Origin of the sequence: Pseudarthrobacter sp. CCNWLW207 (genome assembly GCF_037203945.1) — a bacterium.
In the GTDB taxonomy this organism is placed as follows: Bacteria; Actinomycetota; Actinomycetes; order Actinomycetales; family Micrococcaceae; genus Arthrobacter.
On sequence record NZ_JBBCBS010000001.1, the window covers coordinates 182,960 to 196,375 of the forward strand.

The window sequence follows — 13,416 nt, forward strand, 5'->3', positions numbered from 1 at the left end:
TGACAATCTCCTGGATCGAAAGGTGCGAACGGCCTTTGATGCGGATGATCAGGTGTTCCTGATTTAACTTTCAAGCTAGTGCATATCCAAGGCGGATATAAGTGACTGAGGTCACATCCTTATAACAGTCGTTGCATATGCGAAATCTCCGGACCGGGCAGTCCGCAGAGGTCAAGGAAGACACGCTACGCAGCGCAGAATGACGGCGATATTGGGAGAAGTTGTGCCCCAGGCGAGACTCGAACTCGCAACACGCGGATTTTAAGTCCGCTGCCTCTGCCAATTGGGCTACTGGGGCGCCCGGTCAATGGTATCTCGTCACATCCGGTCGAACGGCGCGGCATACCGGAACGTGCCATGAACTCCCCCCGGCCACACCGCCAGCGGCAGGAGCTGGAAGTTGTCCGCCCAAGCCTCTTCGGGAGGCAGGACACCGAGGGAAGCAGCCGGCACAAAGCCGAAGCGTGGGTAGTACTCGGTGCTGCCAAGCAGCGCGATGCCGCTCTCCCCCGCAGCGTTGGCCCGCGCGATGGTCTCATTCATCAGTGCGCTCCCAATGCCGTGCCGCTGAAGCCTGGGCGTCACCCCAATCGGCCCGAGCCCCAGCAGCTCATGCCCGGCCACCCATCCACGCGTACTGATAACGTGGCCAACAACCTCGCCGTCCAAGACGCCCACAATGCTGAATTCCGGCAGGTACTCCTCGCATTTGAACAACTGGCGGAGCAGTTCCACTTCAACAGGTTCTCCCTCCGCAGGCAGGCCGGTGGCCGGCGAGACGGCGAAGGCCTCTGCCGTCAATGCCAGGATCGCGGCCCGGTCAGCCTCCGTTTCGTTGCGCAGCACAAGCTCCGGTCTGGGCTGGTGGCGGCTCTCTGCAGACAGCTCGGCCACGACTTCGAGAGCACGGGCCGCGTCGGCGACCGGTACCAGCAGGTGGTCATGATGGAACCCGGCGAGCACGTTGCAGCTGATCCGCGCCTCGGTCAGTGCCTTTCCGACGGCGGCAGTCAGGCCCACTGCCTCGAGCTCTGAATGCACCTCCAGGGTGATCCACGCCGCCACGAAGTCATAGGCCAGGCCCAGGCGGTCCGCCTCTTCCCGGGGAAGGACCACTGTGAGTCCTTCAGCCTCACGCACCGCGGCTTCGATTCCGGCGGCGAGTGGCCTGCCGTGGGGCCACAGGACGTAGACATACTCCCCCTGGCGTACCACCGGGTGAAGGGAGGCCAACAGGGTCTGGAGGTTCATTTCACCAGTCATGGTGCCCAGTCTATGAGGACGGACCGTCCGGACGGCCAGGGCACTCCGGGAGTGCCCACCAACGCAAACGGCGGCCATCCCCTCGCAGGGGACAGCCGCCGTCGGGCGTTGGACCGTGTGGCCCGGGACGCGCGAGCTACTTGGCGTCAGCGGTGACTGGTTTCTGGGGGTCGACCTTGGTCTTCTCCGCAGATCCTGGGGCACCGGGCAGCGGCGCGTCGGCCGCCGAACCAGCAGGCGCAGCAGGGGCTGCGGCTGGTTTGGGGGCCGGTGTGGCCGCTGCGACGAAGGCGCCACGGGGGTTGTCGAGGTCGATCAGCTGCGTGGTGTCGCGGCCCGCGAAGAAGCTGATGATCCAGTTGAAGATCACCCGGAACTTGCGCTCGAACGTGGGCATTGCCATGCCATGGTATCCACGGTGGGCGAGCCAGGCCAGGCCGCCCTTGAGGCCGATGCTGCCGACGAGGTTGATGTTCGCAACACCCTTCCATTCGCCGAAGCCGGCCACGGCACCGAGGTTCTTGTGCTTGTAGTCCTTCAGCGGCTTGTCCCAGCGGGAAGCCCACAGGTTCTTCGCGAGTCGCTTGGCCTGGCGAAGGGCGTGCTGGGCGTTCGGAACGCACGTACCGTCCGGCAGGCCACTGCCCGTGAGGTCCGGTACGGCTGCGATGTCGCCGGCGGCCCAGGCGTTCTCGACGATTCCCTCGTCCCCACCGATGCGCAGGTCAGGAAGGGTGCGGACGCGGCCGCGCGGCTCGAGCGGGAAGTCGGTGGAGCGCACCATCGGGTTGGCCTGCACGCCGGCAGTCCAGACCAGGGTGTCTGCTTCGAAGTCCTGCGCTGGCGTCTTGTCCGGGAGGTTGATGAGCTTGATGGAGCCCTCGGCATTGTCCAGGGAGGTGTTCAGCAGGACCTCGATGCCGCGGCTGCGGAGGTGCTCCACAACCCATTCGGCCTGCTTGGCCGTTACCTCGGGCATGATGCGTCCCATGGCCTCGACCAGGACGAAGCGGATTTCCTCCTGCTTGATGCGGGGGTTGTTCCTGACCGCCGCGCGGGCGAGGTCTTCCATCTCGGTGATGCACTCGATACCGGCAAAGCCGCCGCCCACCACCACGAAGGTCAGTGCCTTGGCGCGTGCTGCGGGATCGGTGATGGTGGATGCTGCTTCAATGCGCTCCAGCACCTTGTTGCGAAGGGCCACAGCCTCTTCGATGGTCTTCAGGCCGATGCCCTTGTCCGCGAGGCCCTTGATGGGGAAGGTGCGGGTGATGGCGCCTGCGGCCATGACGACGTCGAAGTAGGGAACCTCGAAGTTCTCGCCGCCGTCCGTGGGAGCCACAACGGCGGTGCGGTTGGCGTGGTCGATCGAGGTGACGCGGCCCTGGATCAGTTCAGTCTGCTTGAGGTGCTGGCGGTGGGAGACCACGGCGTGGCGGGCTTCGATGTTGCCGCCTGCTACCTCGGGGAGGAACGGCTGGTAGGTCATGTAGGGCAGTGGATCAACGAGGGTGACGATGCCACCGGCATTCGCGATCTTCTTCTGCAGTTTGAGTGCTACGTACAGGCCGACGTACCCGCCGCCGACGACGAGTACCCTGGGACGGTCCTGGAGCTCTGGGGTGGTTGCCATGGTTTAAGAATACAGTACTTTGTGAAAATCTTCACTAACTACTGCCCGGCTATGGCTTGCCTCCCGAATCGACGGCGTCCAGGACCCCGGTATCGGGTTCTTCATGGGCCAGGCGGGGATTGCGGGCGGCCCTCCGCAGCTGGATCGCGGCTGCCGCGATGATGACCACAAAAAGAACGGCGAACCCAATAACGACGGCGGCGCCGAGGGCGGAGTCACGCTGCGACGGAGCCTCTGCGGCGGGCACTGTGGCCTCGGGCAAGGTGGGTACTGCGCTGGGGACGTCGGTGGTGGGCACTGGCGCGGGCGTTGACAGGTTGCCGCGGCGATGCACGCGGATCCAGTCCGAGATGGAGCCCAGCGGGTTGCTGGCGGCTTCGGGAACTGAATCCTTCAACGCGGCCTCGGCGTTGAGGACGCCGAACCCGTACAGCGGGTCCTTGCCCGGTGCGCCGGCGTCCTTCGCGGTGGTGACGATCCGGTTGATGACTTGTTTTGCGCTCATCTCCGGCCACTTCGACCGGATCAGGGCAGCGACTCCGGCCACAATGGGAGTCGCGCCGGAGGTGCCTGCCCATTCGGCGTAGCCGCCGCCGGGCATCCCCCCGAGCAGGTTTTCCGCCGGGGCCGCCACACCGATGCTGATCCCCTGCGAGGACGAGTCGACGCTTGCCACACCCTTGCGGTCCAGCCCGGCCACCGTTAGCACGCCCGGAATAGTTGCCGGTGCACCGACCTGGAGGTTACCGCCCACCCGGTTTCCGGCGGCGGCCACGATAACGACATCCTTCTGCTCCGCATACAGGAACGCCGCATCCCAGCTCTGTGGCCACTGGGGCGTGGTGCTGCCCAGGGAAATATTGATGACCTTGGCGCCGTTGTCCACGGCCCAGCGGACGGCTTCGGGGATCTGGTCCTGATCGCTCTTCCCGGCAGGGTTGGCGGAACCCAGCCAGGTGGACACTGACAGGATCTGCGCCTCAGGGGCAACGCCCACGATTCCGGCCGGTCCGGCACCGGAGGGGGCAGGGCTTGGACTGGCGGTGGAGCCTGCCGGCTGATGGCCGCGGCCGGCCAGCATCGTGGCTACCAGCGTCCCGTGTTCCGGCTTGGCGCCGATGCTCTTCTGCCCGTCCGGATTTCCGGCCCCCGATGCATCGTAGCCCCCGGCGACGGCTCCCTTGAGGTCGGGATGTTGGCCGTCCACGCCGCTGTCGATCACAGCGACCTTCACGCCGGAACCCTTCGAGACCTCCCAGGCCTTCGTGATGCCGGACTCGGCCAGCCAGTATTGTTTGTCGCGCTCGGCGTCGGCCTGCGCTGCAGGCGCAACCGCAAGTCCTGCAGCCAGGCTGGCTCCTGCCACGGTCATCGCCAGGAGAGCGGAGGCGGTCCGGCGGAGCCGGGCTGTTGCTCTGGTCATTTGGGGTCCCATGGTCGGTGACATGAACTCGGGCGGCTGGCTGCGTCGGACTGACACTGCCTGGCTGCTGCCGCTCAGCTGATGCTCAGGGCAATACCGTCAAGAATATCGTGTTCGCTGGCAGTGGCCGTGACGATCCGGCCGCCGCTGAGCCCGCGAAGCCGTTCCAGGATGCGCCGCCAGACAAGGCCGCCGGCGCCGATGACGTCCACCCGGCCCGGATGCATGTACGGCAGTGCGGCACGCTGCGCCCTGGGCATCTCCAACAGGTCGGTAGCCGCCCCGCGGATGTCGTCGATGGGCAGTTCGGTGCCGTGGATCGCGTCCGGCGAATATTCCGGCAGGCGCATCGCGTGGGCTGTGATGGTGGTGATCGATCCGGCCACCCCGACGACGGCGGTGGCACGTTCCAGCGGAACGTCCAGTCCCGCCTTGGTAATGGCGGCATCAACGTCGGCTTCCGCGGCGACGATCTGTTCAGCAGTGGGCGGGTCTTCCCTCAGGTGGCGTTCAGTCAGCCTGACGCAGCCGATATCCACCGATTTGGCGGCGGTGACGCCGTCGGCGGTGCCGAGCACGAATTCGGTGCTTCCGCCGCCAAGATCAACCACCAATACCTGGGCCCCGTCGAGGATGGGCAGGACACTGCTGGCACCGGCGAAGGAGAGCGCCGCTTCCTCATCGCCGGTGATCACCTCGGGTTCGACTCCGAGGAGGTCACGGATTCCGTCCACAAAGACCTGGCGGTTACGCGCGTCCCGGCTGGCGGAGGTGGCGACGAAGCGGACTTTCCCGGCGCCGTGGTCGCGGATCAGCCGGGCATAGTCAGCTGTGGCCGCGAAGGTGCGTTCCAGGGCTGCGGGAGCGAGCTCACCGGTGGCGTCCACGCCTTCACCCAGTCGGACAACGCGCATCTCGCGGACCACATCGGTCAGTTTCACGTCCCCGTTGCTGCGGTCGATGTCAGCGATCAGCAAGCGGATGGAATTCGTCCCGCAGTCGATGGCTGCGACGCGGCTCATGGTGTTGCCTCCGTAGTGCTGGCGGACTTGCGGACCGGTGCGGGACGGCCAACGATATCGGGCAGACCTTGGGGTCCGTGCCTGCTCAGGTCCTTGGCCGGGGCCTCGCCCGCGGTGTCCCAGGCGCCGTCGCAATAGCAACGGTCCGCTGTCCACCATTCGCTAATGTCCGCGATGGCCTCATCACCGAGAGGGTTGACTCCCGGACCGGCCGCCAGCGAGTGCCCCACGAGGACGTGCAGGCATTTGACGCGGGTGGGCATGCCTCCGGCGGAGATACCGTCAATCTCCGGGACTGCGCCCACTCCTGAGCGTTCCCCAATTGCGGCCCTGGATACCAGGTACTCTTCGTGCGCCGACCGGTAGGCAGCGGCAAGCGACTCATCGGCAGCCAGCCGCTCATTCATGTCGTTCATCAGTCCGGCGGCCTCCAGCCGGGAGACCGCTGAGGTGATCACGGGATGCGTCAGGTAGAAAGTGGTGGGGAACGGTGTGCCGTTGCCCAGCCGTGGGGCGGTGGCGGCCACGAGCGGGTTCCCGCAGACGCAGCGCGCCGGGATCTCCACAACATCGCGGACGGGCCTGCCCAGCTGGCGGCTAAGCACTTCGAGATCGTGCGCTGATGGCTGGCGGGACTTCTCCGGCGCAGTTGCCGTGTTTTCTTCCACTGGCGCGGCCATCCTTCCTCTATTGGTTCAGTCTGTGGCCGCACGCCTGATGGACTCCCACAGGGAATCCACCCACGGCAGATCGGCGGGGTCTTGTGCTGCAGCAGCGGACTGGCTGCTGCTGCTACCGGCCGGCAAGTCGCTGCCGAATACCCAGTAGCCGGTCTCACCCGGCATAACCATGTTAATGCGGTCGCGGGCCTGTTGTTTCACGTAGTTGGGGTCCTGCCACCGCGAAACCTGTTGCCGGAGGGTGTCCTGCTGTGCCTGGCTGGCCGCAATGTCGGCATTCAGGGCGGCGATTTCGGCCCTTTTGTCGAAGAAGATCTTCACCGTGGGCGCCAGCATGATGGTGATCGCAATCATGACCACGGCCAGCGCGAGCATCCGCCCGGAGAAGGCCTTGGCCGGGACCGGATGGCCGTCGTCGTGTGCCGCATCCCTGGCGGGGCCGCCCTTCCGCGTTCCGCCTTTGCCAGGAAGGTGGACGCCGCTCCCCCGCGTCTTCGTCGCCGGCGCCTGAGTGTCCCTGTTTGCTGGGGCGGCGCTTTTGGCAGAGGCCACTTTGTCCTTGGTCCCGCCGAAATCGGCCCGGATGACCTCAGCTTTCCCCGCGGCTTCCTTGGCTGGCTCCGTGGTGGCTGGCGGCCGAGTGGCGGCCCTGGGAACTTTGGGACGGCGGGTAGCCATGACACTCCTGAAACGTGCGGCCTGCTGCGGCAGCAACTGTCTGCGCGGGACAACCCGCGGCTGAACAAAACTATGCCGGGTGGACAGCCCGGCGAAACAAAAACCGGTGGCTATGGTCTTTCAACCATAACCACCGGTCAGTTGTTTATGCGGCTACTAGCCCTTGAAACGCGGGAACGCGCTGCGGCCGGCGTAGCGGGCAGCGTCGTCGAGTTCTTCTTCGATGCGCAGCAGCTGGTTGTACTTGGCCACACGCTCGGAGCGGGCCGGAGCGCCGGTCTTGATCTGGCCTGCATTGGTGGCCACCGAGATGTCAGCGATGGTGGTGTCCTCGGTCTCGCCGGAGCGGTGCGAGGTGATGGTGGTGTAACCGGCGCGCTGGGCCAGGCTGACGGCGTCCAGCGTCTCGGTCAGTGAACCGATCTGGTTGACCTTCACCAGCAGCGAGTTAGCCGTCTTGGTGTCGATGCCACGCTGCAGGATGGACGGGTTGGTGACGAAGAGGTCATCGCCAACGAGCTGGACCTTGTCACCGATGGTGTCGGTGAGGGTCTTCCAGCCTTCCCAGTCGTTCTCGTCAAGCGGGTCCTCGATGGAAACCAACGGGTAGTCGGCGACGAGCTCGGCGTAGTAGGCGCTCATCTCGGTGGCGGACAGTGCCTTGCCTTCGAACTGGTAAGCACCGTCGGTGAAGAACTCGGAGGAGGCGACGTCCAGTGCCAGGGCGATGTCCTGGCCCGGGGTGTAGCCGGCGTTCTTGATGGCTTCCTGGATCAGGTCCAGCGCTGCACGGTTGGACGGCAGGTTCGGTGCGAAGCCACCCTCGTCGCCGAGGCCGGTGGAGAGGCCCTTTTCCTGCAGGACGGCCTTGAGGGCGTGGTAGACCTCAACGCCCCAGCGGAGCCCCTCGGAGAAGGTTTCGGCACCCAGCGGGACAACCATGAATTCCTGGATGTCGACGTCGGAGTCGGCGTGTGAGCCACCGTTGAGGATGTTCATCAGCGGCACGGGCAGCACGTGGGCGTTCGGACCGCCCAGGTACTTGTACAGCGGCAGGTCAGCGGAGGCTGCAGCTGCGTTCGCGACGGCGAGGGAGACGCCGAGGATGGCGTTGGCGCCCAGCTTGCCCTTGTTGGCGGTGCCGTCCAGGTCGATCATGGCCTGGTCGATGCTGCGCTGGTCAGTGGCGTCGAAGCCGGTCAGGGCCGGAGCGATCTGGTCGATAACGGCGTCAACGGCCTTCTGGACACCCTTGCCGAGGTAACGGCCTTTGTCTCCGTCACGGAGCTCAACAGCCTCGTGCTCACCGGTGGAGGCACCGGAGGGAACTGCCGCGCGGCCGATCTGGCCATCGGAAAGCAGGACTTCAACTTCTACGGTCGGGTTGCCACGGGAATCGAGGATCTCGCGGGCGTGGATGGCATCGATAAGCGCCATGAATATGCTCCTTATGGGCGATAACTGGGAGTCTGACAGCGGAAAATTAGCGGAAAACTCGACGTCCTCGTCAGGGACAAGAGTAGTCGAGAGTGGTGGAGGTTACGGAAACCTATCCAACCCCCGGACGTCATGAAGGCGCGTTGCTGCCCTCATAAGCGGCCTGGTAGCGCCGGACAGCGCCCCGAAGGGCACGTTCGGCGTCGAATCCCTGACTGCGTGCGGAGCCGACAACGGCGAGCAGCAACTCGCCCAGCTCCTCTTCTGTTTGCACGGAGGGGGTTTCGACTTCCGGGGACCGAGCATGTGGGGACCCGGAGCGGGCTGCCCGGTCCAGCGCTTTCTGCGCCTTGGCCAAGGCCGGCAGCGCGTGCGGAATACCCTCGAAGGGGTCCTTGCGTTCTGGCCGTTCAGCCCTCTTGACGGCATCCCATTTCTGCACAATCTCCTCGACAGTTGCCGGAAAGCTGTCCTGCAGGGAGCCGTCGGGCCGGAATACGTGCGGGTTGCGCCGGACCATTTTGGCCGTCAGCCCGCGGGCAACGTCGTCGAACGAAAAGCTTCCCCGCTCCTGGGCGAGCCGGGCGTGCAGCACCACCTGGAGCAGCACATCGCCGAGCTCGCCTTGGAGTTCGGAGTCGTCTGCGCCGGTCTCGATGGTCTCGGCGACCTCGAACGACTCCTCCAGGAGGTACTCCACCAGGGACCTGTGGGTGAGCGCGCCCATCCACGGGCAGTGTTCCCGCAGCTGGGCTATGACAATCAGCAGCCGTTCAACGGGAGTCTGGTCAGCCAAGGTTTGCGTAGGCGTCGTTGATGTACTCCACTAGCGCTTCCTTCTCCTCAAGGGGCAGGAAGGACGCCTCCGCCGCGTTGAGGGTGAGCTCGAGGAGGTCGTCGAGGTCGTAGTCGAAGGTCTCCACCAGGAGCTCGAACTCGTCAGTCAGGGTGACGCCGCTCATCAGCCGGTTGTCGGTGTTGATGGTCACGTTGAACCCGAGCTGGTAGAGCATGTCCAGCGGGTGGCTCTCGATGCCGTCGCCGAAGCCGGCAATCGCCCCGGTCTGGAGGTTGGAGGAGGGGCAGATCTCCAAGGCGATGCCGCGGTCCCGGATCCAGCTGGAGAGGTCACCCAGGGTGACCAGGCCGATGCTGTCTTCATCGCTCTCAGCGTCATCTTCGTCGTCGAACTCCACCATGATGTCCTCAGCGATGCGGACGCCGTGGCCAAGGCGCAGAGCCCGGCCATCGACCAGGGCGGACTGGATGCTCTCCAGTCCGGCGGCCTCGCCGGCGTGCACCGTCGCGGGGAAGTTGTGCTCTGCCAGGTAGGTGAACGCGTCCTTGAAACGGGAAGGCAGGAAGCCGTCCTCGGCGCCGGCGATGTCGAAGCCGACCGCTCCCTTATTGCGGTGGCGCACAGCGAGCTCGGCAATTTCCTGGCCGCGGTCCGCGTGCCGCATTGCCGTGATCAGCTGGCCAACCTGGATCTCCCGGCCGGTTTCGGCCACGGCGTCGACGCCCGCTTCGAGGCCTTCCTGCACAGCCTCTACCGCTTCGTCCAGGGATAGGCCCTTCTGAAGATGCTGTTCGGGAGCCCACCGGACCTCGCCGTAGACCACGCCGTCGTCGGCCAAGTCTTCAACGAACTCCTTGGCGACGCGGAACAGGCCTTCCTTGGTCTGCATCACCGCCACCGTGTGGTCGAACGTCTCCAGGTAGCGGACCAGCGAGCCGGAGTCGGCGGACTCACGGAACCATTGGCCCAGTGCCACAGGGTCATCGGAGGGAAGCGTGTGGCCAACGGCCTCGGCAAGCTCGATGATGGTGGCGGGGCGGAGGCCGCCGTCCAGGTGATCGTGAAGGGAAACCTTGGGCAGGCTCTTCAGGTCGAAATCGATGGCAGGGGCAGCGTCAACAATGGGCTCAGTCACGTACCAACCTTAGGGTCGGCGGACGCGCAACGCCAGCCGCTACTGGGTGCCAGGCTCAGGGTCCCCGGACGAGGAGGCCAGGATCGGGGCAGACCCTGCAGGCAGGGGTTGGGCCCCGTCCGGTCCGCCGTCGAGCCATTCATCCACGACTTCGGCGTCGTTGCGGGCAAGGTGCTTGTGCCACCAGCGCAGGGCGTGGTCGATCACGATGCCCAGGACGATCGCGAACACCACGGCAATGCCTGCACTCAGCAGCGGGTTGTGGTGGAGCCACGGGAACGAACTGGCAAGGAGGCCGATGCCGATCGAATAGCCCACCCACGTAACGCAGGCGAAGGCATCCAGCAGGAAGAACCGGCGGTGCCCAAAACCGGTGCTCCCGGCCACATAGTTCACGGCTACACGGCCCCAGGGGATGTACCGGGCCGTGAAGATGAGGACCGCCCCGCGCTTTTCGAGTTCATACCTCGCCCAGCCGAAAGCCTTCTGCACCTTCGGGCGGCGCATCCATTTCCAGCGGTCCAGGCCGATCCTGCGGCCCAGGAGGAAAGCCATGTTGTCCCCCGCGATGGCACCGATCAGTGCGGTGACGCCCAAGATCCACAGGTTGGGCTCCCCACTGTGGCGGGAAAAAGCTGCCAACGCAACGATGAGGGTCTCACTGGGGACCACCATCGCGAAGCCGTCCACAAAAAAGAAAACCAGCAGAACTGGGTAAATCCACCACTGGCCCGCTGCATGGAGCACGGCCTCATTGATAAACTCCACGCGGGTCTTGCTCCTAGACGAAAAAATGACGCAGCCAAAAGTGACGGAAATCGCTCTTCAGTGTCCCACGGCCAGGGCGTCGTTCGCTACGTCCCGGCCGTGGAAGTACGCTTCCAAACCTAGCGGCAGGCGGGCCGTTCCGTCGTCGTCCTGCGGGCTGATATCGGCAAGGTGCCGCGTCAGTCCTTGGGTGGAGTCCCGCCGTCGGCCGAGGCTTCGGGGTCCTTCATCCGTTCCACCACCGGCACCCTCCCGCGGATGCGGTTGATAACGAGGTCTACAACGATGCCGAGTGCTACGGCACAGACGATGGCGATGACGGCGCCCAGCAGGTGGTTATCCTCGAACCACTGCCCGAAGAACAGCCCGATGCCCACCGAATAACTGGCCCACAGGGTAGCCGAGAGTACGGTCAGGCTGATGAACCGCAGCCGCGGATAGTGCGTCACGCCGGCGGTGAGGTTCACTGCCACGCGGCCGATCGGCACGAACCGGGCTACCAGGATCAGCGACGCAGGCCGTTTCCGCAGTTCCCCACCTGCCCAGCGGAAGGCGCTTTGCATGCGGGGGCCGCGCATCCAGGACCAGCGGTGTGTCCCGACCCTCCGCCCGATGGCGTAGGCGATGTTGTCGCCCGAGAAGGCGCCGAGGCCTGCAACCAGCATCAGCAGCCAGGGGTTGGGGACATCCGCGGTGGCGGCCACTGCTGCCAGTCCCACCACTACGGATTCACTGGGTATCGGGGGAAAGAAACCATCAATGACGCAGCAGGCCAGAACGAGGAACAGCACCCAGGGCTGCCCGGCGGCGGCGAGGATGAAATCATTGATGGCCTGCATTGTCCCTATGCTATTCGGTCGATGATGAGCTGTTGGGCCGGACGGGAACCCTCCGGAGCGATCACCACCGCGTGCTCCAGTGCTTCCTTGGCGCGCGCGAACTTCTCCGGAGTGTCCGTGAGCAGCGTCATCAGCGGTTCGCCTGCGCGCACCACGGCTCCCGGCTTGGCATGCATCCGGACGCCGGCACCGGCCTGGACGAGGTCCTCCTTGCGGGCACGTCCGGCGCCAAGGCGCCAGGCCGCAACACCCACCGACAGTGCGTCGAGTTCAACGAGCACGCCGTCCGCGGGTGCGTAGATGACTTCCGATTCCTTGGCCACCGGCAGCTTGGCCCGGGGATCCCCTCCTTGGGCCTGGACCATGCGGTCCCAGACGTCCATGGCCCGGCCATCCTTCAGCGCGGCCCGGGGGTCGGCGTCGTGGACGCCGGCGCAAGCCAGCATCTCCTCCGCCAGCCGGACTGTGAGTTCGACGACGTCTTCCGGCCCGCCGCCGGCCAGCACCTCCACGGATTCTTCCACCTCGATGGCGTTGCCGGCGGTGAGGCCCAGGGGCGTGCCCATGTTGGTGAGCAGCGCCACGGTATTGACGCCGGCATCCTTCCCGAGGGCCACCATGGTCTCTGCCAGTTCCCGGGCTTGGGCCTCGTCCTTCATAAACGCGCCGCTTCCCACCTTGACGTCGAGGACCAACGAGCCCGTGCCTTCGGCGATCTTCTTGCTCATGATCGAGGAGGCGATCAGCGGGATGGCTTCGACGGTGCCCGTGACGTCGCGGAGGGCGTAGAGCTTTTTGTCCGCAGGCGCCAGCCCGGCACCTGCGGCGCAAATCACGGCGCCTACATCCTGGAGCTGGGCCATCATCTCGTCGTTACTCAGGTCTGCCCGCCAGCCGGGAATCGACTCCAGCTTGTCCAGCGTGCCGCCAGTGTGGCCCAGGCCGCGGCCGGACAGCTGTGGTACCGCCACGCCAAAAACGGCTACGAGCGGCGCCAGCGGGAGGGTGATCTTGTCGCCCACGCCGCCGGTAGAGTGCTTGTCGGACGTAGCCTTCACACCGCCGTCGGGCCGCCGCAGGCCGGAGAAGTCCATCCGCTCCCCCGAGGCAATCATGGCAGCGGTCCAGCGGGATATCTCCGCCCGGTTCATGCCGTTCAGCAGGATGGCCATGTTCAGTGCCGCCATCTGTTCGTCGGCTATTGCACCGCGGGTGTAGGCGTCGATCGTCCAGTCGATCTGCTCGGGACTCAGTACGCCTTTATCCCGCTTGGTGCGGATGATGTCGACGGCGTCGAACGCGTCAGTTCTTTGGGTCACGTCCAGTCCTCCAGGTTTTGGGGGCCAAATGCATCGGGCAGCACCTGGTCCATCGTCTTGATGCCTTGGGTGGTCATCAGCTCCATGCCGGGAGCGCGGAACTCATAGAGCAACTGGCGGCAGCGGCCACACGGCATCAGCACGTGGCCGGAGGCATCCACGCAATAGAAGGCGCGGAGCAAACCGCCTCCCGTCATGTGCAGGTTGCCTACCAGCGCGCATTCGGCGCAGAGTGACAGTCCGTAGCTGGCATTCTCCACGTTGCAGCCGCTGACGATGCGTCCGTCGTCGGTAAGGGCCGCGGCCCCGACATGGAACTTCGAGTACGGCGCGTAGGCGTTGTGCATGGCGGCTACTGCGGCCGCTTCAAGCGCCGGCCAGTCAACGGGGTTCGTGCCCTTCGCAGGGGTCTCCATGGCC

General features: G+C 65.4%; 13 protein-coding genes and 1 tRNA gene. All 14 read right to left on the reverse strand.

What is annotated here, in order from left to right; all coding sequences use genetic code 11:
• Positions 1 to 224: 224 nt before the first annotated feature.
• Positions 225 to 298: transfer RNA gene (locus tag V9L17_RS00685), tRNA-Leu, on the reverse strand.
• 20 nt (positions 299 to 318) lie between these two features.
• A complete protein-coding gene (locus V9L17_RS00690; RefSeq protein WP_337350058.1) occupies positions 319 to 1,263 on the reverse strand; it encodes an N-acetyltransferase in 945 nt (314 codons plus the stop codon).
• Between the two features lie 136 nt (positions 1,264 to 1,399).
• Positions 1,400 to 2,896 (reverse strand): NAD(P)/FAD-dependent oxidoreductase, encoded by a 1,497-nt coding sequence (locus V9L17_RS00695; protein WP_337350059.1) that lies wholly within the window; start codon positions 2,894 to 2,896, stop codon positions 1,400 to 1,402.
• Between the two features lie 49 nt (positions 2,897 to 2,945).
• The gene (locus V9L17_RS00700; RefSeq protein WP_337350060.1) at positions 2,946 to 4,319 is read right to left on the reverse strand and encodes a S8 family serine peptidase; all 1,374 of its coding nucleotides are present in this window, start codon (positions 4,317 to 4,319) and stop codon (positions 2,946 to 2,948) included.
• Positions 4,320 to 4,393: 74 nt separating this feature from the next.
• Entirely contained in the window at positions 4,394 to 5,341 is a 948-nt protein-coding gene (locus V9L17_RS00705; RefSeq protein WP_337350061.1) for a Ppx/GppA phosphatase family protein, read from the reverse strand.
• Entirely contained in the window at positions 5,338 to 6,009 is a 672-nt protein-coding gene (locus V9L17_RS00710) for a DUF501 domain-containing protein (RefSeq protein ID WP_337350062.1), read from the reverse strand. The genes V9L17_RS00705 and V9L17_RS00710 overlap by 4 nt, the downstream gene beginning before the upstream one ends.
• Positions 6,010 to 6,036: 27 nt before the next feature.
• The gene (locus V9L17_RS00715; RefSeq protein WP_337346662.1) at positions 6,037 to 6,699 is read right to left on the reverse strand and encodes an FtsB family cell division protein; all 663 of its coding nucleotides are present in this window, start codon (positions 6,697 to 6,699) and stop codon (positions 6,037 to 6,039) included.
• 156 nt (positions 6,700 to 6,855) lie between these two features.
• Positions 6,856 to 8,136, reverse strand: coding sequence for a phosphopyruvate hydratase (gene eno / locus V9L17_RS00720; RefSeq protein WP_337346663.1), 1,281 nt, complete (start codon positions 8,134 to 8,136; stop codon positions 6,856 to 6,858).
• A 130-nt stretch (positions 8,137 to 8,266) separates the two neighbouring features.
• Entirely contained in the window at positions 8,267 to 8,863 is a 597-nt protein-coding gene (locus V9L17_RS00725; protein ID WP_337350417.1) for a MazG nucleotide pyrophosphohydrolase domain-containing protein, read from the reverse strand.
• 61 nt (positions 8,864 to 8,924) lie between these two features.
• On the reverse strand, positions 8,925 to 10,070 hold the full coding sequence (locus tag V9L17_RS00730; RefSeq protein WP_337346664.1) for an adenosine deaminase: 1,146 nt from the start codon (positions 10,068 to 10,070) through the stop codon (positions 8,925 to 8,927).
• Positions 10,071 to 10,109: 39 nt separating this feature from the next.
• Positions 10,110 to 10,838 (reverse strand): DedA family protein, encoded by a 729-nt coding sequence (locus V9L17_RS00735; RefSeq protein ID WP_337350063.1) that lies wholly within the window; start codon positions 10,836 to 10,838, stop codon positions 10,110 to 10,112.
• A 179-nt stretch (positions 10,839 to 11,017) separates the two neighbouring features.
• Positions 11,018 to 11,677 carry a DedA family protein gene (locus V9L17_RS00740; protein WP_337346666.1) on the reverse strand — a complete coding sequence of 220 codons (660 nt, stop codon included), beginning with the start codon at positions 11,675 to 11,677 and terminating at the stop codon, positions 11,018 to 11,020.
• Between the two features lie 5 nt (positions 11,678 to 11,682).
• Complete coding sequence (locus tag V9L17_RS00745; RefSeq protein ID WP_337350064.1) at positions 11,683 to 12,996, reverse strand: thymidine phosphorylase; 1,314 nt, start codon at positions 12,994 to 12,996, stop codon at positions 11,683 to 11,685.
• Complete coding sequence (locus tag V9L17_RS00750; RefSeq protein WP_337346668.1) at positions 12,993 to 13,412, reverse strand: cytidine deaminase; 420 nt, start codon at positions 13,410 to 13,412, stop codon at positions 12,993 to 12,995. The genes V9L17_RS00745 and V9L17_RS00750 overlap by 4 nt, the downstream gene beginning before the upstream one ends.
• Positions 13,413 to 13,416 lie beyond the last annotated feature (4 nt).